We start from the raw sequence: 20726 nt of genomic DNA, 5'->3' as shown, positions 1-20726 counted from the left end.
GGACGGGGTGCGTACGCGGTCCCCGCGCCCCCGCGCGCTGCACCGGACCGGGGTCGAGGTGCGCAGCGGCGCGAGCGCCTGGGTATCGGGAGAGTCGGTACCGGGTGGTCACGGGAGGTTGCATGAGCGAGCAGGAAGCAATGCCGATCTCGGAGGAGTTCCTGCTCGGGCAACTCGCCTCCGCCCAAGGGAGGTTCGGCCGAGCCGTCGACCACCTGCGGACCGCGTCCGCCCGCGCGGGACAGCACGCCCTGGACGGCTGCGCCCGCCTCGGCGCGAGCGCCGACGCCGCCCGGTGCGGGCGCGCCGTCCGCGGGCTGGGACTGGCCCGACCGGAGCCGTCGAGCGGCGGGCGCGGTTACGGCGACCGGCTGTCCCCGCGCGAGCAGCAGGTCGCCGAACTGCTCGCCCGGGGTGCCACCAACCACGACATCGCCCGGGCCCTGGTGCTGTCCCAGCGGACGGTGGAGAAGCACGTCGCGCAGGTGCTCAGGAAGCTGGGCACGATCAGGAGGAACGTGGGCAAGGTGTTCCCCCAGGAAGGGTGACGGATCCTCGTTCAGGCGGTTCGGACGGTTGGGAAGCGGTCGGCGCCGCGGGCCCAGTGGCCGTGGCGCATGACGGCGACCAGGTCGAAGCTCTCGGAGTCGACGATGACGAGGTCGGCGAGTTTGCCGGTTTCCAGGGAGCCGGTGCGGTGGTCGAGGCCGAGGAGGCGGGCGGGGGTGGTGGACAGTGACTCGACGGCCTGGTTGAGCGTCAGTTTGCCGATGGTGAGGGCTCTTCGGAAGGCCTGGTCGAGGGTGAGGGTGGAGCCGGCGATGGAGCTGCCGTCGGGGAGCATGGCGACGCCGTTGGTGACGCGGACCTGGAGGGGGCCGAGGGGGTAGAGGCCGTCGCCCGTGCCGGCGGCGCCCATGGCGTCGGTGATCAGGGCGACGCGGTGGGGGCCGGCGGTGCCGTAGGCGAGGTCGAGGACGGAGGGGTGCAGGTGCACGCCGTCGTTGATCAGCTCGACGGTGACGCGTTCGTCCTCCAGCAGGGCGACGATGGGGCCGGGGGCGCGGTGGGCGATGGCGGGCATGGCGTTGAAGAGGTGGGTGGCGACGGTGGCGCCGGCGTCGATGGCCTGGAGGGTGGTGGCGTAGTCGGAGTCGGTGTGGCCGACGGCGGCGATGATGCCGAGGTCGGCGAGCATGCGCACGGAGTCGAGGCCGCCGGGGAGTTCGGGGGCGAGGGTGACCATGGTGGCGTGGCCGCGGGCGGCGTCGACGAGTTTGCGGACGAGGGCCGGGTCGGGCTCGCGCAGCAGGTCGGGGCGGTGGGCGCCGCAGCGGCCCGGCGAGATGAAGGGGCCCTCGAAGTGGATGCCGGCCAGCACGTCGTCCTCGACGAGTTCGGAGAGGACGGCGGCCTGGCGGGCGAGCTCGTCGATCTCGCCGGTGACGGTGGAGGCGACGGTGGTGGTGGTGCCGTGGTGCAGGTGGGTTCGGGCGGCGAGCAGGGCTTCCTCGGCGTTGCCGGAGGCGTAGGAGGCGCCGCCGCCGCCGTGGACGTGCAGGTCCACGAAGCCGGGGACGACGGTGTGACCGGTCAGGTCGAGGTCGCCGGGTTCGGCGGCGCCGCCGCTCGTGACGGCCGTGATGCTCTCGCCGCGGACGGTCAGGCGGCCGTCCTCGACGACACCGCCGGGCAGGACCAGCCGCGCACCGGCCAGGACAGTACGGTCACGGTCATTGGTGGTCATGCGGAGGCACCTCCGGGAGTGGTCGGCGCGGACGAGCGGAAGGCGGCGCTGTTGGGGTAGCGCCGCCTTCCGTGACCTGGCCGCACCGCGCCGCCGTCACGGTGTCCGGGGGTGGCCAGGGGTCTGGGGTCCGGTCGGATCAGTAGTCGGTCAGCGAGAAGATGTGCAGGGCGGCGTTGTCCGGCAGGGTGATGGACTGCAGCGTCTTGCCGTCCGGCACGCTCACCGACGCGTAGGAGACCACGTACTTGGTACCGAACTGGTCGGGGCCGTGCGGGCTGTTGCGGTGGGTGGTCGTGATGGCGGTGCTGTCGCCGAAGGCGGTCGGGTCGGCGGTCAGCCAGTTCGGGAAGCCGAGCGTGGCCTGGCCGCTGGTGCCGTCGGTGAAGTGGAGGGTGAGGGCGCCGGAGACGTCGCCGCCGCTGGAGGCGCCGAGGAAGCCGATCGTGCTGCCGTCGGTCGGGAAGGCGATGGTCTGGCCGCGGGCCACGATGTTGTCGAACTGCCCGGAGCCGCCGGCCGGCCAGGCGAAGGTCCGGCCGCCGGCCGCGACGCTGGAGCCGCGGGTCACGCCCGCCGCGGCCAGGGCGTCGGAGGAGAAGCTGTCGCCGGCACGGTCGAAGGAGCCGGCGGTGGCCGCGTCGTCGTCGCTGATCGCGGTGGAGTTGAGGGCGGTGGTCCAGTCCGCGTAGGTGGCGCCGGCGTCGGGGTGCAGCCGGTAGACGACGGCGGAGGTGGCCGGGACGGTGGCGGAGATGGTGCCGGAACTGCTGGTGACCGCCTTGCTCCACAGGTCCTTGAGGGTGAAGCCGGAGGCCGAGGTGCCGACCTCGGTGCCGGTGGTGGAGACGGTCCGGGCGGTGGCGGACTTGTTGAGCAGGGCCACCGCGATGTCGCCGTTGGCCAGGGGCTTGGCGTAGACGGCGGTGTCGTCGTCCGAGGCGACCGGGGTGGCCTGGACACCGAGGCGGTCCTGGTCCAGGGCGATGATGTCGGTGTTCCCTGCGTCGGCGACGACCTGCGGGGTGAACGCCGCGGCGCCGGTCATCTTGATGTTCAGCGGCGCGGAGTACATCGCCCACATGCTGAGCTGGGCGCGCTGCTGGTCCGGCGTCATGGAGCTCTGCCCCAGCGCGAGCTGGTCCGGGTCGTTGAAGTGGCCCGCTCGGGCGTAACCGGCGGTGGCATCGCTCTGCTCCAGGCTGGTGAGCGTCGCGGCCCAGTTGTTCCCGCCCACGTCGGCGGCCATCCGCCACTCCTGGGAGGTCTGCCCGATGCCGGCCATGACCTTCTGGAAGACGGGCGAGCCGGTGCTCTGGTTGTCCCAGTTGAAGTACGCCGGGGCCGAGCAGTTGAGGGTCATGTGGGTGCCGTGCGCGGCGTTGGCCTTGGCGATGGCCCGGGCGGCCTGCCGGTAGGCGTCGATGGCGACGTCGGCGTCGTGGTCGGTGGTGAGCAGCAGGCCGGAGGTGGAGGTGCGGGTGTGCGGGTAGCAGTAGTCCATCTTGATGTAGTCGACGCCCAGTGAGGCGAAGTACTCGGCGTCCTGGGTGAAGTGCCCGTAGCTGCCGGAGCCGCCGTCGCAGGTGAGGTCGCCGCCGTCCTCGTAGATGCCGAACTTGAGGCCCTTGCTGTGGACGTAGTCGATGGTGGCCTTGATGCCCTGCGGGTACTTGCTGGGGGAGGTGATCAGGTTGCCGGCCTGGTCGCGGCCGTGCTGGGCGGCGGGGACGACCTGGGTGCCGGTCCAGTCCTGGCCGTTGTCCTTGATCATCCAGTCGTCGTCGACGGCGATGATGTTCCAGCCCTTGGCAGCCAGGCCGTTGGCGACGACGGCGTCGGTGTCGGCGCGCACCAGCGCGTCGTTGGTCTGCCGCCAGCTGCCGGGCCGGACGATCATCGTGGGGGTGGCCTGCAGGGTGTGGTCGGCGATGTTGCCGGGCGCGGACTCCGCGGCGGCCGGCTGGGCGGGCAGGCCGGTGGTCAGTCCGGCCGCGGCGACGAGGGTCGCGGCGGCGAGTGCGGGCAGTCTGTTGCGTCGCACAGGGGCTCCTTGGGGGGCTGGTGGGCGGGGAGGAGGGGGGCAGGGGGCGGGCGCTCGGCGGCGGCTGGTCAGGGGGTGCTCAGCGAGCGCTCAGCGGCGGGCGGCGAGCAGGGCGCCCGCGCGGCGCAGCCAGTGCAGCGGCCGGCCGCACGCGGCCTCCGCGGACCCGGCCAGCCGGGTCAGCGTGAGCACCGCCGGGACGGCGGAGTCCCCGGCGACGACGGCGGCCGGTGTGCCGGCCCGGCGGGCCCGGTGCAGGACCTCGCCGGCCGCCTTGCCACGCAGGCTGGTGGCGTCGAAGCGGCCTTCGCCGGTGATCACCAGGTCGGCGTCGGCGAGGGCTTCGTCCAGGTGCAGCAGGTCGGCGACGGCGGCCGCGCCGGGGGTGGTGACGGCACCCCAGGCGGCGGCCAGTCCGTAGGCGGTCCCGCCCGCCGCCCCGGCGCCGGGGGCCGCGGGGTCGCCGCCGAGCAGGGCGGCGAGCTGTCGGAGGCCGGCCTCCAGGGCCCGGACGTCCTGCGGTCCGGCGCCCTTCTGCGGCCCGTACACGGCGGCGGCGCCGTCCGGGCCGAGGAGCGGGTCGGTGACGTCGGTGAGCAGCCGCACGCCGTCCGGCGGGGGCGGGAGCAGTCCGGAGCGGTCGACCCGGACGGCGGCGGTCAGGGCACGGCCGCCGTCCGGGAGTCGGTTGCCGTCCGCGTCGAGCAGCCGGAGTCCGAGGGCGCAGAGGAGCCCGGCGCCGCCGTCGGTGGAGGCGGAGCCGCCGAGGGCGACGGTCAGCCGGCGGGCTCCGGCGGCGAGCGCGGCGGCGATCACCTGGCCGGTGCCGCGGGTGGTGGCGGTGAGCGGGGCGGGGGCGGCCATCAGCGGCAGGCCGCTGGTGACGGCGAGTTCGACGAGGGCGGTGCCGTCCGGCAGGAGCGCGTAGGAGCCGGTGACGGGCCGGCCGTCCGGTCCGGTGCAGCCGGGCACCCGGCGGACGACGGCCCGCGGGGTGGCGGCGAGGACGGCCGCGGTGGTGCCCTCGCCGCCGTCGGCCATGGCGCGGGTGAGGAGTTCGTCGCGCGGCCGGACCGAGAGCCAGCCCTCGCGCAGGGCGGCGGCGGCTTCGGCGGCGGTCGCGGTGCCCTTGAAGGAGTCGGGGGCCAGGACGACCCTCACCGGGCGGCCGCCGGTGCGAGGTGCGGTTCGACGTGGGTGCGGTGGCGTTCGGCGAGCAGGCCCAGGGTCCGCGGGCCCGGGGTGTTCCAGACCTGCTCGTTGAAGATCTCGACCTCGACCCAGCCGGTGTAGCCGGCGGCGGTGACCTTGGCGGTGAGCGCCGCGAAGTCGATGTGGCCGTCGCCGACGTGGCCGCGCCCGAGCAGGGTGTCGGCGGGCAGCGGGAGGGTCCAGTCGCACACCTGGTAGGAGGCGATCCGGCCGCCGCGCCCGGCGCGTTCGAGCTGTGCGTCGAGTTGGGGGTCCCACCAGACGTGGTAGCTGTCCACGACCACCCCGACCTGGTCGGCGGGGAAGGCCTCGGCGAGGTCCAGGGCCTGGCCGAGGGTGGAGACGACGGCGCGGTCGGCGCAGAACACCGGGTGCAGCGGTTCGATCGCCAGCCGGACGCCGAGGTCGCCCGCGTGCGGGGCGAGCCGGGCGAGGAGGTCGGCGACCCGGGCGCGGGCGCCGGCGAGGTCCCGGCTGCCGTCGGGCAGCCCGCCGACCACCATGACGAGGGTGTCGGTGCCCAGTTCGGCGGCCTCCTCCAGGGCGGCGAGGTTGTCGGCGAGCGCGGCCCGGGTGGCCTCGGGGCCGGTGGCGGTGAGGAAGCCGCCGCGGCAGAGGCTGCTGACGGCCAGTCCGGACTCGCGGACGAGGCGGGCGGCGCGGGCGAGGCCGGTCTCGGCGACCTTGTCGCGCCACAGCCCGATCGCGGGGATCCCGGCGGCGACGCAGCCGTCGACGGCCTCGGCCAGGCTCCAGTCGCGGGTGGTGATCTGGTTGAGCGAGAGCCTGGTCATGCGGTGACCCCCGCGAGCTTGAGGAGGTCGCGCATCCGGCCGGCGGCGAGGTCGGGGTCGGGCAGGACGCCGGCCGTGTCGGCGAGGCGGAAGAGTTCGACCAGGTGGCGGGTCGAGCGGGCGCTCTGGGCTCCGGCGACCATGGTGAAGTGCGGCTGGTGGCCGGCGAGCCAGGCGAGGAAGACGATGCCGGTCTTGTAGTGGTACGTCGGCGCGCCGAACAGGTGGCGGGCGAGCGGCACGGTGGGGGCCAGCAGCGCGTCGTAGCGGTCCGGGTCGCCGGCGTCGAGGGCGTGCAGGGCGGCGGCGGCCCGGTTCGCGATCGGGTCGAACACGCCGAGCAGGGCGTGGCTGTGCCCGAGGTCGTCGCCCTTGATCAGCTCGGGGTAGTGGAAGTCGTCCCCGGTGTAGAGGCGGACCCCGGCGGGCAGGGAGCGGCGGAGCGCGACCTCGCGTGCGGCGTCGAGCAGGGAGACCTTGATGCCGTCGATCCGGTCGGCGTGCGCGTGGATGAGGTCAAGCACCGTCCCGGTGGCCCGGTCGAGGTCGTGGGAGCCCCAGTAGCCGGCCAGGGCGGGGTCGAACATCTCGCCGAGCCAGTGCAGGATCACCGGCCGGGCGCTCTGGCGGATCAGGCCGCCGTAGACGGTCAGGTAGTCCTCGGTGCCGGTGGCCACGGCGGCGAGGGCGCGGCTGGCCATCAGGATCGGGCGGGCGCCCGCCTCCTCGGTGACGGCGAGCTGCTGCTCGTAGGCGGCGGCGATGTCCGCGAGCGAGGGGGCGGGGGCGGCGAGGTGGTCGGTGCCGACCCCGCAGGCGAGCAGGGCGCCCTCGCGTCGCCTGCCACCAGCCCGGCCGGAAGCGCTGTGTGCCGCCCCTTCGAACGCCCGGGCCTCGGCGCCGGAGCGGATGATCAGCTCGCGGGTGGCGGCCCAGTCGAGGCCCATGCCGCGCTGGGCGGTGTCCATGGCGTCGGCGACGCCGAGGCCGAGCGACCAGAGGTGGCGCCGGAAGGCCAGGGTGGCGTCCCAGTCGACGGCGGCCGGGGCGCCGGGCGCGTTGTCGCCCAGGGGGTCGGCGACGACGTGGGCGGCGGCGAAGGCGGTGCGCGAGCGCGGCGGGTGCGCGGGCAGGTGCAGCGGCTCGGGGTCGCGCAGCCGCAGCCGGCCGTGGCCGGGCAGGAGGATCTCGGTCATCACAGCTCCAGCGCGGGGACGTCGAGGCGGCGGCCCTCGTGGGCGGAGCGCAGGCCGAGTTCGGCCAGCTGGACGCCCTTGGCGCCTTCGAGGAGGTCCCAGTGGTACGGGGAACCGGTGGCGACGTGGCGCAGGAAGAGCTCCCACTGCACCTTGAAGCCGTTGTCGAACGCGTCGTTGTCGGGCACCTGGTGCCACTGGTCGCGGAACGACTCGGTCACCGGCAGGTCCGGGTTCCAGACCGGCTTGGGGGTGGTGGCCCGGTGCTGGACGCGGCAGTTGCGCAGCCCGGCGACGGCGCTGCCCTCGGTGCCGTCGACCTGGAACTCGACCAGCTCGTCGCGGTCCACCCGGACCGCCCAGGAGGAGTTGATCTGGGCGGTGATCCCGCCCTCCAGCTCGAAGATGCCGTACGCGGCGTCGTCGGCGGTCGCCCGGTACGGTTCGCCGCGCTCGTCGTGGCGGAGCGGGATGTGGGTGGCGGTGTGGGCGTACACCGAGCGCACCGGGGCGATGACGTTGTCCAGCACGTAGCGCCAGTGCGGGAACATGTCGAGGATCATGCCGCCGCCGTCCTCGGCGCGGTAGTTCCAGGACGGCCGCTGGGCCTGCTGCCAGTCGCCCTCGAAGACCCAGTAGCCGAACTCGCCGCGCACGGACAGGATCCGGCCGAAGAACCCGCTGTCCACCAGCCGCTTGAGCTTGAGCAGGCCGGGCAGGAACAGCTTGTCCTGCACGGCGCCGTTGGCCACCCCGGCCTCCCGTGCCAGCCGGGCCAGTTCCAGGGCGGACGCCAGGGTCTCGGCGGTCGGCTTCTCGGTGTAGACGTGCTTGCCGGCGGCGATGGCGGCCTTGATGGCCGGTTCGCGGGCCGGGGTGACCTGCGCGTCGAAGTAGATCTCGGCGAGCGGGTGGGCCAGGGCCTCGTCGAGCGAGGTGGTCCAGTGGGCGAGGTCGTGGCGCTCGGCGAGGTCGCGCAGCTTGGCCTCGCTGCGGCCGACCAGGATCGGCTCGGGCCACAGGACGTCGCCGTCGGGCAGCGGGAGCCCGCCCTGCTCGCGGATGGCGAGGACGGAGCGGACGAGGTGCTGGCGGTAGCCCATCCGGCCGGTCACGCCGTTCATCACGACGCCGAAGACCTTGCGGGACATGGGGGTTCTCCTCTGGTCCTGGGTGGTTGTGCCGATGGTGGTGCCGACGGTCCGTCAGGCGGTGAGGTGGATGTCGGACGACAGCACGGGGTGGGCGAAGGGCAGCCCCGCGGCGTACCGGGCGAGTTCGTCGGCCGCGGCGGCGGCCATCCGGTGCAGTTCGCCGCCGAGGGAGCCGGCGACGTGCGGGGTGAGCAGGACGTTGGGCAGGTCGTAGAGCGGGGAGTCGGCGGGCAGGCGCTCGGGCACCGTGACGTCGAGGACGGCGTTCAGGCGGCCGGCGACGAGTTCGGCGGTGAGCGCGTCCTGGTCGACGAGGGAGCCGCGGGCGGTGTTGACGAGGGTGGCGCCGTCGCGCATCGCGGCGAGCCGCTCGCGGCTGATCAGGTGCCTGGTCCCGGGCAGCTCGGGGGCGTGGACGCTGACCACGTCGGCGGTGGCGCACAGGGTGTCCAGGTCGACGGCGCGGGCGCCGAGCTCGGCGGCCTGGAGCGGTCCGAGGTACGGGTCGTGGACCAGCAGCTCCAGGTCGTACGGGCGCAGCAGTTCCAGGACGCGCCGGCCGATCCGGGAGGCGCCGACGATGCCGACGGTGCGCCGGTAGTTGCCGATGGCGCCGAAGTCGGCGTGCGGGCTGAAGTCCTCGCGGTCCCTGCGGTAGGCGGAACTCAGCTGCAGGACCTGCTTGTTGGCGAAGAACACGGCCGCGACGGTGTACTCGGCGACCGGCAGGGCGTTGGCCCAGGCCGCCGAGGTGACCTGCAGTCCGCGACGCCAGCAGGCCTCGGTGACGTGGTGCTTGACGGAGCCGGCGGCGTGGACGACGGCCCGCAGGGCGGGTGCCGCGGCGAGCACCGGGGCGTCCAGCGGCGGGCAGCCCCAGGAGCTGATGATCACCTCGGTCTCGCGCAGCGCGGCGGCCGCCTCGGGGGCGGTGAAGTCGTCGACGACCAGGGCCGGGTCGAGGACGGCGAGTTCGGTGAGCCGGGCCATCGTGGCGGGGGCGATCAGCCGTTCGGCCAGGCCGGGCTGCATGGCGAGCAGGGCGCGGGGGCGGCGCGGGGCGTCGGGCGGTGTGGCGGGTGCGGTGGGCACCAGGGGCTCCCGTTCGGCGGAGGTGATGGGGTGGGTCACTTGACGCTGCCCGCGGTGAGTCCGGCCTTCCAGTGGCGCTGCAGGACGGTGAAGGCGACCACCAGCGGGAGGACGGCGAGCAGCGAGCCGGTGACCACCAGCGGGTAGTACTCGGGGAAGGCGTGGGTCTGGCTGTTCCAGCTGTAGAGGCCGAGGCTGACCGGGAAGAGCCGGTTGTCGGAGAGCATCACCAGCGGCAGGAAGAAGTTGTTCCAGATCGCGGTGAACTGGAAGAGGAAGACCGTCACGAAGCCCGGCATCACCATCGGCAGCCCGATCGAGCGGAAGGTGCGCAGCTCGCCGGCGCCGTCCATCCGGGCGGCCTCCAGCACCTCGCCGGGCAGGTAGCCCTCGCAGAAGACCCGGGCGAGGTAGACGCCGAACGGGTTGACCAGGGAGGGCAGGAACACCGCCCAGAAGGTGTTGACGATGTGCAGCTGCGAGGCGAGCAGGTACATCGGCAGGGCGAGCGCCGTGGTCGGCACCAGGACGCCGAGCAGCACCAGCCCGAACAGCTTCTCCTTGCCGCGGAAGGCGTACACGTGGAAGGCGTAGCCCGCCGCGACGCACAGCAGTGCGCAGAGCAGGGCGCCGATCCCTGCGTAGAGCAGGGAGTTGAGGTACCAGCGGAAGTAGATGCCGTCGCCGGTGACGGCGAGCCGGTGCAGGTTCTCGCCGAGGTGCCAGCGGGCGGGGCTCAGGGTGTTGCCGCCGAGCAGGTCCCCGGTGTTCTTGCCGGCGGCGGCCAGCAGCCAGCCGAGCGGGAGCAGGGTGTACGCGGTGGCGAGGAGCAGGGTGCCGTTGACGGCCGCCCTGGAGAGCGTCCAGGGCCGGTGCCGGGCCGGTGCCGGGGTGCGCGGGCGGGTGGCGGGCGCGGGACGTTCGGGGGCGGTCACGGTCATGCCGGGGACTCCTTGCGCTGCGGCCGCGAGCCGCCCGTGAAGCGGGTGACCACGAAGGACAGGCCGGCCGCGAGCAGGGCGAGCAGGACCGAGGAGGCGGCCGCGAGGTTGTAGTCGTTGCGGTCGAAGGCCGCGGTGTAGCCGTACATGTTGGGGGTCCAGGTGCTGATCACGCCGGGCGCGACGCCGTGCAGGATCATCGGCTCGGTGAACAGCTGGAGCGATCCGATCAGGGTGAAGAGTGCGACCATCGCGACCGAGGCGCGGATCAGCGGGACCTTGATGCCCAGGGCGGTGCGCAGCGGTCCGGCGCCGTCCACCACGGCCGCCTCCAGCACCTCGCGCGGCACGGCCTGCAGGGCGGCGTAGAAGATGACCATGTTGTAGCCGGTCCACTCCCAGAGCGCGATGTTGACGACGGCCGGCAGCGGGTGGCCGAGCAGGTCGGGCTGCACGCCGGCCGAGCCGAGGGCGTCGACGACCGGGCTGATCCCCGGGGTGTACAGGTACATCCAGATCAGTGCGGCGATGATGCCGGGAACGGCGTGCGGCAGGAACAGCGCCAGCTGGAAGAACCGGCGGGCCCGGGCGAGCGCCGAGTCCAGCAGCAGGGCGAGGGTCAGCGAGAGGCCGACCATCAGCGGGATGTACAGCAGGCAGTAGCCGGCCGTGATCAGCAGGCCGTTGCGGAAGGCGTCGTCCCCGAGGGCGCGGGTGTAGTTGGCCAGGCCGGTGAAGACCGTCTCGGCGTCGCCGAAGCCGAGGCCGGAGCGGTGCTCGGTGAACAGGCTGAGGTGGACGGCGTAGCCGATCGGCACCAGCGTGCAGGCGGTGAACAGGAGCAGGAAGGGCGCGAGCAGCAGGGCGGGGGCCCCGAGCCGTCCGCGCCGCCTGACGGTGGAGGCGCGGACGGAGCCCTGGCGGCGGTCGGCCGCGGGGGTGCGGGCGGTCATCCCTGGGCGACCTTGAGCCCGCGGTTCTTCAGCTCGGCCACGGTGGCCTGCTGGGCGGTGGTGTCGCTCTGAGCGATGCCGCCGCCGGAGGTGAGCTTGGCGAAGGAGTCCTTGAGGGAGTTGTTGGTGGCTCCCATGGTGGGGCCCCAGGTCCACGCGGTGCGGATCGACTTGGCCGCGTCGGCGTAGAGCGCGTAGACGTCCTGGCCGCCGTAGAAGCCGGTGTCGAAGGCGGCCTTGGCGACCGGCACGAGCGCGGGCGCGGCCGGGAAGGCGGAGGAGGTGCCGGAGGCGATCCGGGCCTTGATGCCCTCGGGCGTGGTGGTCGCCCAGGCGGCGAAGGCGACGGCGGCCTTGGCCTTCTTGCTGTCCTTGGACACGGCGAAGGTGGTGCCGCCGAGCATGCCGCTCGCGGGCGCGCCGTCCCAGGTCGGCACCGGGGCGACGGCCCAGGTGCCGGCGGCGTCCGGGAGCGTGCTCTTCAGCACGCCGCCGCCCCAGGAGGCGCCCACGTAGCCGGCGGTCTCGCCCTTCTGGAGCGAGGCGGTCCACTGCTGGCTGAAGGACGGCTGGACCCGCACCAGGTCGTCGTCGATGAGCTGCTGCCAGTAGTCGGCGACCCGCTTGGTGGCGGGGGAGTCGATGTCGACCTTCCAGGCGCCGTCGGCGGTGTCGAACCAGCGGGCGCCGCCCTGCCAGGCCAGGGCCTCGAAGGGGCTCGGGTCGTCGGGGAAGAAGGTGGCGATCCGGGTGGCGGGGTCGGCCTGCTTGAGCTTCTGCGCGGCGGTGCGGAACTCGTCCCAGGTCTTGGGGACGGTGATGCCGGCCTGCGCGAAGAGGTCCTTGCGGTAGTAGAAGGCCTGGGGTGCGGCGTCCAGCGGCAGCGCCCAGGACTTGCCGCCGAGCGTGGTGAGGTCGACGGCCTGCGGCAGGTAGTCGGCCTTGAGTTCGGCCGTCACGAGCTTGCTGATATCCTGCACCGCGCCCTGGCTGACGAAGTCGGGCAGCTGCTGGTACTCGGTGTTGAAGACGTCCGGGGCGTTGCCGGCCTTCACGGCGTTGGAGATCTTGGCGTAGCCGCCGGCCACACCGGAGGGGATCTCCTCGAAGTCGACCTTGACGTCGGTGTGCGAGGCGTTGAACGCGGCGACCACGTCCTTGGTGCCCTTGGCCCAGCCCCAGAAGGTGATGGTGACGGGCTTTCCGTCGGCGGCGGGCTGGTCCTGCCTGCCGCCGGTGCTGCCGCATCCCGCCAGAAGGGCGGTGGAGAGGGCGACGACGGCGGCGGTGGTGGTGAGCCGGGGAGCTCTGCGGCGACGGGGGGTGGGGGAGGGCATGGTTCAGCTCCAGGGTGAAGGTGGCAGACGCCGGAGGGAACCCGAGGGCTCAGCATCGGCCGAGCGGGGCGGGGCCATCCTGACCCCGGCATTCGATCGACGTCAAGACCGTTTGATCGAATGATCTGGAATCTTTGCGCTCGGGGATGGTCGGCCGACGGCTCGGCAAGCCAGTGCTTGAGCATGGACGATGGCCTGGATGCGACGTCCGGGGAAGGGCATCGACGACCCTTCAGCTCGATCATTCGATCAGGAATCTTGACGAACGATCGATACCTGCCTACATTCGGCGGCGCGTCAGCCAGCCGACGAAGGACCGCCCATGCACCTGCCCGCCGAGGACCGCCGCAGCAGCCCGTACACCGGTTGGACCCGGGCCCACTGGGAGGCCGTCGCCGACGGCCTGCTGGCCGCGGTCCGCCCCCACGCCAGCCCCGGCCAGGCGCTGATCCACCTCCCGGGCCCCCGCCCGAGCATCTCCGGCCGCCGGTCGGACGGACTGGAGGGCTACGCCCGCACGTTCCTCCTCGCGGCCTTCCGCACCGCCGGCGCCCACGGAACGGACCCGCAGGGCCTGCTCGACCGCTACGCCGCCGGCCTCGACGCCGGCACCCGCAGCCCCACCCTCGAACGCGACCTCGCCGACGGCGACGCCGAATCCTGGGGAGTGATCGCCGACCGCTCCCAGCCCATGGTCGAGGCCGCCTCCGTCGCCCTGGCCCTGCGCCTCACCCGCCCCTGGCTCTGGGACCGGCTCGACGACGCCGTCCGCCAACGGGCCGGCGCCTGGCTGGCCGAGGCGCTCCGGCGCACGCCCGTCGACAACAACTGGTGGCTCTTCCCGCTCACCGTCGGAGGCTTCCTCGCGGAGGCCGGCATCGAGACCGAGGCCGCCCGCGAAGCCGTCGAACGCGGCCTCGACCGGATCGAGCAGTGGTACCTCGGCGACGGCTGGTACACCGACGGCCGCCCCCGGGCCTTCGACCACTACAACGGCTGGGCCCTGCACCTCTACCCCGTCCTGCACGCCCACCTCGCCGGCGACGCCGCCCTCCTCGCGCGCTACGGCGCCCGGCTCGAAGCCCACCTCGACGGCTACGCCCGGCTCTTCGGCACCGACGGCGCCCCCGTCCACCAGGGCCGATCGCTCACCTACCGGTTCGCCGCCGCCGCACCCCTGTGGGCCGGCGCCCTCACCGGCCACACCCCGCTCGCCCCCGGCACCACCCGCCGGATCGCCTCCGGCGCACTGCGCCACTTCCTCGACCGGGGCGCCGTCACCGCCGACGGCCTCCTCCCGCTCGGCTGGTACGCCGCCCACCCGCCGCTGGTCCAGGAGTACTCCGGCCCCGCCTCCCCCTACTGGGCGAGCAAGGGCTTCCTCGGACTGCTGCTCCCCGCCGACCATCCGGCCTGGACCGCGACCGAGGAACCCGGCCCGGCCGAGCGGGAGGACGCCGTCGTGCCCTTGCCGCAGCCGGGCTGGCTGGTCCAGTCGACCGCCGCCGACGGCCTCGTCCGGCTGCACAACCACGGCAGCGACGACCAGCCCGCCGACCGGGTCCACGCGGACGACCCGCTGTACGCCCGGCTCGCCCACTCCACCGCGACCGCACCCGTCCACGAAGGCCCCGCCGACAACCACTTCGCCCTGCTCGTCGACGGCCGCCCCAGCGAGCGCGGACGCATCCGCCCGCTGGGTACCGGGCCGGGCTGGGCCGCCTCCTCCCACCGGCCCCGCGCCGGCGGCGGGGCACCTCCCGGAGTGACCGTCACCTCCCTCGTCCTGGCCCGCGGCCGTGACGAGGTGCGGGCCCACCTGGTCACCGGCGCCGAGGCGGGGACCACCGTCCGCGAGAGCGGCTGGGCCGTCGCCGGCACCGGTGTCGAGGCCGGCACGGAACGGCTGTCGGCCCGGGTCCGCACCGAACGGCCGTCGGCCGGGGCCCGCACCGAGCGGCGGCTGACCGCGGAACTCGCCGGGGTCCACGGCTACACCCGGGCGTCCGTCGACCCGGTCCCCGCAGGGACGGCCTTCGGCCCCGCGGCCGCCGTCCCCGTCCTCCTCGGCACCACCGGCGAAGGGACACGGCTGTTCGTCTCCGTCGGCCGGCTCACCGCGGAGCCCGCACCGGCCGGAGAGCAGCCGCGCATACGCACCGAGCAGCCGCGCGTGCGCACCGAGCAGCCGCGCGTGCGCACCGAGCCGACGCGTGACGGCCACCGGCTGACCGTGGACTGGCCGGACGGCACCCGTCAGCGGGCCGAACTCGCCGTCGGATCCGTCACCGTCCGCACCCTCTGAGGAGCCCCCGTGCCACTCGCCCTGTCCACCCTCGGCCTTCCCGGCCTGCCCCTCGCCGCCGCCGCCCGCCTCGCCGCCGACACCGGCTGGAACGGGCTCGAACTGCGCTGCGCCGAGGGCGAGAGCGTCCACCCGGCGATGACGCCGGCCGAACGCCGCGGCGCCGTCCGGGCCCTGGAGGCCGCCGGGGTGACCCCGGTCCTCCTCGCCACCTACGTGGGAGTGGCCGCTCCCGGCGACGACCGGCCCGTCCTGGACGCCCTCCGCTCGCGGCTGCGCCTGGCCGCGGACCTGGCGTGCCCCGCCCTGCGGGTCTTCCCGCAGGGCGGCGACGGCCCGGTGGCCGAGGCCGACCGGCGGGCGGCGCGCAGGCTCACCGCGGTCGCGCCGGAGGCCCGCAGGCTCGGCGTCCGCGTCCTGGTGGAGACCCACGACTCGCACCGCGCCGGGCGCGACGTGGCCCGGCTGCTCGACGGCGTCCCGCACGACGCGGCGGGCGCGCTCTGGGACCTGATGCACACCCACCTCGCGGGCGAGCGGCCCGCCGACACGCACACCGCACTCGCCGGGCGCCTCGGCCACGTCCAGGTCAAGGACGTCGCCGCGCCCGACGACCTCACCCCGCTGGCGCTCGGCGCCGGTTGCCTGCCGATCGCGGCGTGCGTACGGCTGCTCCCGCCCGACGGCTGGGTCTGCTGGGAGTACGAGGCGCCGTGGCACCCGGCCGCGGCCCCGCTGGCCCCGCTCCTGGCGCAGGGGGCCCGCCGGCTCGCGGCGTGGCGCGCCGGGGGCTGACGGGCGGCTCGTGGCGGCTCCGCGGCCCTGCACGCTGGGCGCCGACGGCGGCCCGGACCGGCGCGGACGCTGGACCGCTCCCGCCCGGCGGGATCAGCCCCGGACGGGCAGGGCGCCGCAGGAGGAGCGCACCACCAGGGTCGGCAGCAGGCCGATGTGGTGCGCCGGCAGGTCGGAGCCGGTGGACATCCGGCGCAGCAGGAGGTCCAGGGCCACGGTGCCCACGGCCTGCTTCGGCGGCGCGACGGCCGTCAGGGGAGGCGTCGTCAGCGCGGCGAACACGTCGTCGTAGGAGATCAGCGCCAGGTCCTCCGGGACCCGCAGTCCGCGGGCGCGCAGGAGCTGCGGCAGCTGGATCGCGTCCCGGTCGTTGTGCACGAGGACGGCGCGCACACCCTGTTCGGCGTGGTCGGTGAGCCGGTCGGCGAGCCACTGGGGGTCGGCGGGGGCGATCGGGTCGGTGCCCCAGGGGTGGACGTCGACGACCGGGTGCGCCTCGATCCCGAGCACCCGGGCGGCCTCCGCGTAGCCCGCCCGGACCTCGTGCGCGGTCCAGGTGTCGTTGCGGGCGGCGAGCAGCACCGACCGGTGCCCCAGGGCGGCGAGGTGACGCAGCGCCAGCAGCACCCCGTGCCGGTGGTCCGAGACCACCGCGTCGAGGTCGGCGGCGACGGCTCCGGCCGCCGCCCGGCGCTCGACCAGGACGGTGGGGACCGGGAGCTTGGTGAGCCAGTCGCCCTCGTCCGGGGCGCCGGGCCGCCAGTTCGGGGTGAACAGCAGGCCGTCGATCCCCGATCCGAGGATGCGCTCCACCTGGGCCCGGTCGTCCTGGGCCTCGTACGGGGAGATGCCCAGCACCAGGCGGGCGCCGGCCGTCGTCGCGGCCGACCGGGCGCCCTCGATGATCTCGTCGAAGTACGAGCCCACGGTCGGCACCAGCATGCCGATGACCGGTCCGCCGCCGCCGGCGCTTCGGTGGCCGGCCGTACCGCCCTGCGGGAGGGAGACCGATCCGTGGGAGCGCCGCAGCAGGCCGTTCTCGGCCATGGCCGCGACGTCACGGCGGACGGTGACGGTGGGCAGGCCGAGCCGCTCGGCGAGTTCCGTCACGCGGACGGAGCCCAACGCGCGCACGACGTCGAGGATTCGCGCCCGACGCTCTTCCGCCGAGATGGCCACGGTGTCGCCTCCTGGGTCGTCCCTGTGCTGCCGGCAAACGATCGAATCGTATCGCACGATCGAAAAACGATCAAAAGCCTGGTCGGGGTCGGCGTGAACCGCCTGGAGTGCCCGTCCGCGAAGGGGTCGGCCGTGGTCGGCGGGGAGCGATCCTTCGGTCGAGGTGTTCATTTCTGATCGATTGGTCTATCTTGTGCTCACCTTCAAGCATCTTCAAGCAGCTTCATGCAACTTTGCGCAGGAGACTCGATGTCACACGTCGCCGCTGAGATCGCCAGCCAGCCCGCATGCTGGTCCCGGGCACTGGAGTCGAGGCCCGAAGGCCTCCCCGAACCCGGAGAGCGCGTCGCCGTCCTGGGGTGCGGTACCTCCCTCTACATGGCGCAGGCCTATGCCGAACTGCGCGAGGGCGCGGGCCTCGGCGAGACCGACGCCTTCGCCGCCTCCGCCTTCCCGGAGAGCCGCCGCTACGACCGGGTGCTCGCGATCACCCGCTCCGGCACCACGACCGAGGTGATCGACGCCCTCCGGCGGACGTCGCAGACCCCGACCACGGCGATCACGGGCGACCTCGACACCCCCGTCACCGCCGCGGCCGACACCGTCGTGGACCTCTCGTTCGCCGACGAGAAGTCCGTCGTGCAGACCCGCTTCGCCACCACCACCCTGGCCCTGCTGCGCGGCCACCTCGGCCTCGCCCCGGCCGACCTGCCCGACCAGGCCCGCCGGGCCGTCGACCGGGAACTGCCCGAAGGCGCCCTCGCCGCCGAGCAGTTCACCTTCCTCGGCACCGGCTGGACGGTCGGCCTCGCCCACGAGGCGGCCCTCAAGCTCCGCGAGGCCTCGGGGAGTTGGACCGAGTCCTACCCGGCCATGGAGTACCGGCACGGCCCGGTCAGCATCAGCGCGCCCGGACGCGTCGTCTGGTTCTTCGGCGAGCCGCCCGCCGGCCTGCTCGACCAGGTCCGCGCCACGGGCGCGACCGTCATCGGCTCCGACCTCGACCCGCTCGCCGAGCTGATCCGCGCCCAGCGGCTCGCCGTCGCCCTGGCCGGCGCGCGGGGCCTGGACCCCGACCGGCCGCGCAACCTGACCCGCTCGATCATCCTCGCCCAGCCGTGACCGTCATCGCCCTCGACGTCGGCGGGACGGAACTCAAGGGTGCCGTCGTCGCCGACGACGGCACCGTGCTGCAGTCCGAGCGCTGGCTGACCCGGCCCGACCGCGGCCCCGGGGCCGTCATCGACACCGTCCTCGGCTGCGCCGCCGAACTCGCCGACCTCGCCCGCCGCGCGGGCACACCGCCCAGGGCGGCCGGTCTCGCCGTGCCGGGCCTGGTCGACGAGGCCGCCGGGACGGTCCTGCGGGCGGTCAACGTCGACTGGCGCGACGTCCCGATCCGGCAGTGGCTCGCCGAACACCTCGGCCTGCCCGTCGCGTTCGGCCACGACGTCCGCGCCGGCGGCCTGGCGGAGGCCCGCCTCGGCGCGGGCCGCGGCAGCGACTCCTTCCTGTTCGTCCCGGTCGGCACCGGCATCGCGGCCGCCGTCCTGCACCACGGCAGGCCCGTCACCGGCGCCCTCGGGGCGGCCGGCGAACTCGGCCACCTCGTCGTCCGGCCCGGCGGCGACCCCTGTGCCTGCGGCGGCCGGGGCTGCCTGGAGACCGTCGCCTCCGCCACCGCCGTCGCCCGCCGGTACGCCCGGCTCACGGGGCGCCGGGGGACCACCGCCGAGGAGGTGCACCGCCGCGCACACGGCGGCGAGCGCGAGGCCGCACGGATCTGGGCGGAGACGGTCGACGCCCTGGCCGACGGCCTGGCCGCCGCCACCGTCCTGCTCGACCCCGAACGGATCGTCATCGGCGGAGGACTGGCCGGGGCCGGCGAGGACCTGCTCGGCCCGCTGCGCTCCTCGCTCGCCGAACGCCTGACGTTCCGGCCGCCGCCCCGACTGCTGCGGGCCGAACTCGGCCACCGCGCGGGGAGTCTCGGCGCCGCCCTGCTCGCCCTCGACCTCGTACCCGGAGGCCCCCGGTGATCCTCACCGTCACGCTCAACCCGGCCGTCGACGTCACCTACCGCCTCGACCGGGTGGCGCACCACGGCAGCAACCGGGTCGACGCGGTGGCCGAGCGGGCCGGCGGGAAGGGCGTCAACGTCGCCCGGGTGCTCGCCGCGCTCGGCCACGACACCGTGGCCACCGGCCTCGCGGGCGGCGCCACCGGCGAGGCCCTGCGCGCCGACCTCGCCACCGCCGGACCGCGCGACGAGTTCGTCACGGTCGACGGGACGACCCGGCGCACCGTGGCGGTGGTCGAGGCCGCGGCCGGGGACGCGACCGTCTACCTGGAACCGGGGCCCGTCGTCAGCGCCGACGAGTGGGCCCACTTCACCGCCCGGTACCGCCGACTCCTGCGCACCGCCGAGGCCGTGGTGCTCTCCGGTTCGCTGCCCGCCGGTGTCCCCCCGGACGCCTACGGCACGCTGGTCGCCCTCGCCGCCGAGGCCGGTGTCCCGGCCGTCCTCGATGCGCAGGGCCCCGCCCTGCGCGCGGGGCTGGCCGCCGGCCCCGCGCTCGTCAAGCCCAACGCGGCCGAACTGGTGGCCACCGCGGGCCCGGTGACCCCGCTCACCGGGGCCCGGATGCTCCGCGCCGCCGGTGCCCGGGCCGTCGTCGTCTCCCTCGGCCCCGGCGGGCTGCTCGCCAGCACCCGGGACGGCGACTGGCGGGCCCGCCCGCCGCAGCAGGTGCACGGCAACCCGACCGGCGCCGGGGACTCCGCCGTCGCGGCCCTCACCCTCGGCCTGGTCGCCGGCACCCCCTGGCCCGACCGACTCGCCCAGGCGGTCGCCCTGTCCGCGGCCACCGTCCTCGCCCCGCTCGCCGGCAGCTTCGACCCGGCCGACCACCGACGGCTGCTCCCGCTGGTCACGGTGCGGCCCGTGTCCCCGCCGAGCACGCCCCCGCCCCCGCTTCCCCCCTCCCCCCAAGGAGAGCCATGCCCCTCGTAGCCACCGGCTCGATCGTCGAGCCCGCCGCCCGCGGCCGACACGGAGTCGGCGCCTTCAACGTCATCCAGCTCGAACACGCCGAGGCGATCGTGGCCGGCGCGGAGCGGGCCGGAGCGCCGGTCATCCTGCAGATCAGCGAGAACGCCGTCCGCTACCACGGCGCGCTGGCCCCGATCGGCCGGGCCACGCTGGCCGTGGCCCGGGCCGCCGCCGTGCCGGTGGCGGTCCACCTCGACCACGTGACCTCCACCGACCTGGTCCGCGAGGGCGTCGAACTCGGCTTCACCTCCGTCATGTTCGACGCCTCGACGCTCGACTACGAGGCCAACGTCCGGGCGACGGCCGCCGTCGTGTCCCGCTGTCACGCGGAGGGCGTGTGGGTCGAGGCCGAACTCGGCGAGGTCGGCGGCAAGGACGGCGTCCACGCCGCGGGGGCCCGTACCGACCCGGGCGAGGCGGCCGCCTTCGTGGCGAGCACCGGCGTGGACGCGCTCGCCGTCGCCGTCGGCAGCTCGCACGCCATGCTCACCCGCGACGCCGTCCTCGACCTGGAGCTCATCGCCTCCCTCGACAGCGCCGTCCCCGTGCCCCTGGTGCTCCACGGCTCCTCCGGAGTCGCCGACGACCACCTGGCCGCCGCCGTCGAACACGGCATGACGAAGGTCAACATCGCCACCCACCTCAACAAGGCGTTCACCACCGCCGTACGGGCCTGCCTCGACGGCCGCCCGGACCTGGTGGACACCCGCCACTACCTGGGCGCCGGCCGCGCCTCCGTCGCCGCCGAGGTCGCCCGCCTGCTCGGCGTGCTCCGGGCAGCCTGAGCGAAGCGACGCGAACCGCGCGGTGCTGTGCGGCGCCGCGCGGCGCGGCGCGGGGGAAGGAGGAGGTCCCGGCCGGCACCCGGGAGCGAACGGCCGGGGACGTGCGGTGCGGTCGGCCGACGTCCGGAAGGCCGTTGGAG

18 protein-coding genes are annotated in these 20726 nt (G+C 74.7%); 7 read left to right on the top strand and 11 right to left on the bottom strand.

From position 1 onward, the window contains the following. Nucleotides 1-122: 122 nt before the first annotated feature. Nucleotides 123-548, top strand: a complete 426-nt coding sequence (locus tag ACIGG8_RS03750) for a LuxR C-terminal-related transcriptional regulator (protein WP_396545457.1) — start codon at nt 123-125, stop codon at nt 546-548. Nucleotides 549-559: 11 nt separating this feature from the next. Here ACIGG8_RS03750 and nagA read toward each other — a convergent pair whose 3' ends face one another. From nagA to ACIGG8_RS03700, 10 genes are all read right to left on the bottom strand, one after another. Beyond that, nucleotides 560-1747, bottom strand: a complete 1188-nt coding sequence (gene nagA, locus ACIGG8_RS03745; protein WP_396545455.1) for an N-acetylglucosamine-6-phosphate deacetylase — start codon at nt 1745-1747, stop codon at nt 560-562. Nucleotides 1748-1886: 139 nt separating this feature from the next. Next, a complete protein-coding gene (locus tag ACIGG8_RS03740; RefSeq protein WP_396545453.1) occupies nt 1887-3791 on the bottom strand; it encodes a glycoside hydrolase family 27 protein in 1905 nt (634 codons plus the stop codon). Between the two features lie 90 nt (nt 3792-3881). Continuing rightward, nucleotides 3882-4952: a glycerate kinase gene (locus ACIGG8_RS03735; RefSeq protein WP_396545451.1), complete on the bottom strand. Its 1071-nt coding sequence runs from the start codon at nt 4950-4952 to the stop codon at nt 3882-3884. Beyond that, a complete protein-coding gene (locus ACIGG8_RS03730; protein ID WP_396545449.1) occupies nt 4949-5797 on the bottom strand; it encodes a sugar phosphate isomerase/epimerase family protein in 849 nt (282 codons plus the stop codon). The genes ACIGG8_RS03735 and ACIGG8_RS03730 overlap by 4 nt, the downstream gene beginning before the upstream one ends. Beyond that, on the bottom strand, nt 5794-6993 hold the full coding sequence (locus tag ACIGG8_RS03725) for a dihydrodipicolinate synthase family protein (protein WP_396545447.1): 1200 nt from the start codon (nt 6991-6993) through the stop codon (nt 5794-5796). The genes ACIGG8_RS03730 and ACIGG8_RS03725 overlap by 4 nt, the downstream gene beginning before the upstream one ends. After that, entirely contained in the window at nt 6993-8144 is a 1152-nt protein-coding gene (locus tag ACIGG8_RS03720; protein ID WP_396545445.1) for a Gfo/Idh/MocA family protein, read from the bottom strand. The genes ACIGG8_RS03725 and ACIGG8_RS03720 overlap by 1 nt, the downstream gene beginning before the upstream one ends. Nucleotides 8145-8198: 54 nt before the next feature. Continuing rightward, nucleotides 8199-9179 carry a hydroxyacid dehydrogenase gene (locus ACIGG8_RS03715; RefSeq protein ID WP_396545751.1) on the bottom strand — a complete coding sequence of 327 codons (981 nt, stop codon included), beginning with the start codon at nt 9177-9179 and terminating at the stop codon, nt 8199-8201. A 95-nt stretch (nt 9180-9274) separates the two neighbouring features. Beyond that, on the bottom strand, nt 9275-10180 hold the full coding sequence (locus ACIGG8_RS03710; RefSeq protein WP_396545443.1) for a carbohydrate ABC transporter permease: 906 nt from the start codon (nt 10178-10180) through the stop codon (nt 9275-9277). Beyond that, complete coding sequence (locus ACIGG8_RS03705) at nt 10177-11133, bottom strand: carbohydrate ABC transporter permease (RefSeq protein WP_396545441.1); 957 nt, start codon at nt 11131-11133, stop codon at nt 10177-10179. The genes ACIGG8_RS03710 and ACIGG8_RS03705 overlap by 4 nt, the downstream gene beginning before the upstream one ends. Beyond that, nucleotides 11130-12470 carry an ABC transporter substrate-binding protein gene (locus tag ACIGG8_RS03700; RefSeq protein ID WP_396545439.1) on the bottom strand — a complete coding sequence of 447 codons (1341 nt, stop codon included), beginning with the start codon at nt 12468-12470 and terminating at the stop codon, nt 11130-11132. Before ACIGG8_RS03700 ends, ACIGG8_RS03705 begins: the two co-directional genes overlap by 4 nt. Before the next feature lie 322 nt (nt 12471-12792). Here ACIGG8_RS03700 and ACIGG8_RS03695 point away from each other — a divergent pair, with 322 nt between their 5' ends. Together ACIGG8_RS03695 and ACIGG8_RS03690 are read left to right on the top strand one after the other, a co-directional pair. Further along, complete coding sequence (locus ACIGG8_RS03695) at nt 12793-14775, top strand: DUF2264 domain-containing protein (RefSeq protein WP_396545437.1); 1983 nt, start codon at nt 12793-12795, stop codon at nt 14773-14775. 9 nt (nt 14776-14784) lie between these two features. Beyond that, complete coding sequence (locus ACIGG8_RS03690) at nt 14785-15570, top strand: sugar phosphate isomerase/epimerase family protein (RefSeq protein WP_396545435.1); 786 nt, start codon at nt 14785-14787, stop codon at nt 15568-15570. A gap of 93 nt (nt 15571-15663) precedes the next feature. Here ACIGG8_RS03690 and ACIGG8_RS03685 read toward each other — a convergent pair whose 3' ends face one another. After that, nucleotides 15664-16749: a substrate-binding domain-containing protein gene (locus ACIGG8_RS03685; protein ID WP_396545433.1), complete on the bottom strand. Its 1086-nt coding sequence runs from the start codon at nt 16747-16749 to the stop codon at nt 15664-15666. 249 nt (nt 16750-16998) lie between these two features. Here ACIGG8_RS03685 and ACIGG8_RS03680 point away from each other — a divergent pair, with 249 nt between their 5' ends. From ACIGG8_RS03680 to ACIGG8_RS03665, 4 genes are read left to right on the top strand one after another with little or no spacing between them, the layout of a single operon-like run. Then, a complete protein-coding gene (locus tag ACIGG8_RS03680) occupies nt 16999-17871 on the top strand; it encodes an SIS domain-containing protein (RefSeq protein ID WP_396545431.1) in 873 nt (290 codons plus the stop codon). Then, nucleotides 17868-18788 carry an ROK family protein gene (locus ACIGG8_RS03675; protein ID WP_396545429.1) on the top strand — a complete coding sequence of 307 codons (921 nt, stop codon included), beginning with the start codon at nt 17868-17870 and terminating at the stop codon, nt 18786-18788. The genes ACIGG8_RS03680 and ACIGG8_RS03675 overlap by 4 nt, the downstream gene beginning before the upstream one ends. Beyond that, the gene (locus ACIGG8_RS03670) at nt 18785-19762 is read left to right on the top strand and encodes a 1-phosphofructokinase family hexose kinase (RefSeq protein WP_396545427.1); all 978 of its coding nucleotides are present in this window, start codon (nt 18785-18787) and stop codon (nt 19760-19762) included. The genes ACIGG8_RS03675 and ACIGG8_RS03670 overlap by 4 nt, the downstream gene beginning before the upstream one ends. Next, nucleotides 19750-20586 carry a ketose-bisphosphate aldolase gene (locus ACIGG8_RS03665; RefSeq protein ID WP_396545425.1) on the top strand — a complete coding sequence of 279 codons (837 nt, stop codon included), beginning with the start codon at nt 19750-19752 and terminating at the stop codon, nt 20584-20586. Before ACIGG8_RS03670 ends, ACIGG8_RS03665 begins: the two co-directional genes overlap by 13 nt. Nucleotides 20587-20726 lie beyond the last annotated feature (140 nt).

Source organism: Kitasatospora sp. NPDC085464 (assembly GCF_044541955.1).
Lineage (GTDB): Bacteria > Actinomycetota > Actinomycetes > Streptomycetales > Streptomycetaceae > Kitasatospora.
Note: the sequence above shows the minus strand (reverse complement) of the source record. Positions and strands in the feature narration are given on the sequence as shown.

Bases quoted from the DNA above. Each gene is read 5' to 3' on its own strand.
- ACIGG8_RS03750 (WP_396545457.1), top strand. From the start codon at position 123: ATGAGCGAGCAGGAAGCAATGCCGATCTCGGAGGAGTTCCTGCTCGGG.
- nagA (WP_396545455.1), bottom strand. From the start codon at position 1,747: ATGACCACCAATGACCGTGACCGTACTGTCCTGGCCGGTGCGCGGCTG.
- ACIGG8_RS03730 (WP_396545449.1), bottom strand. From the start codon at position 5,797: ATGACCAGGCTCTCGCTCAACCAGATCACCACCCGCGACTGGAGCCTG.
- ACIGG8_RS03725 (WP_396545447.1), bottom strand. From the start codon at position 6,993: ATGACCGAGATCCTCCTGCCCGGCCACGGCCGGCTGCGGCTGCGCGAC.
- ACIGG8_RS03720 (WP_396545445.1), bottom strand. From the start codon at position 8,144: ATGTCCCGCAAGGTCTTCGGCGTCGTGATGAACGGCGTGACCGGCCGG.
- ACIGG8_RS03715 (WP_396545751.1), bottom strand. From the start codon at position 9,179: ATGCAGCCCGGCCTGGCCGAACGGCTGATCGCCCCCGCCACGATGGCC.
- ACIGG8_RS03710 (WP_396545443.1), bottom strand. From the start codon at position 10,180: ATGACCGTGACCGCCCCCGAACGTCCCGCGCCCGCCACCCGCCCGCGC.
- ACIGG8_RS03705 (WP_396545441.1), bottom strand. From the start codon at position 11,133: ATGACCGCCCGCACCCCCGCGGCCGACCGCCGCCAGGGCTCCGTCCGC.
- ACIGG8_RS03700 (WP_396545439.1), bottom strand. From the start codon at position 12,470: ATGCCCTCCCCCACCCCCCGTCGCCGCAGAGCTCCCCGGCTCACCACC.
- ACIGG8_RS03695 (WP_396545437.1), top strand. From the start codon at position 12,793: ATGCACCTGCCCGCCGAGGACCGCCGCAGCAGCCCGTACACCGGTTGG.
- ACIGG8_RS03680 (WP_396545431.1), top strand. From the start codon at position 16,999: ATGTCACACGTCGCCGCTGAGATCGCCAGCCAGCCCGCATGCTGGTCC.
- ACIGG8_RS03665 (WP_396545425.1), top strand. From the start codon at position 19,750: ATGCCCCTCGTAGCCACCGGCTCGATCGTCGAGCCCGCCGCCCGCGGC.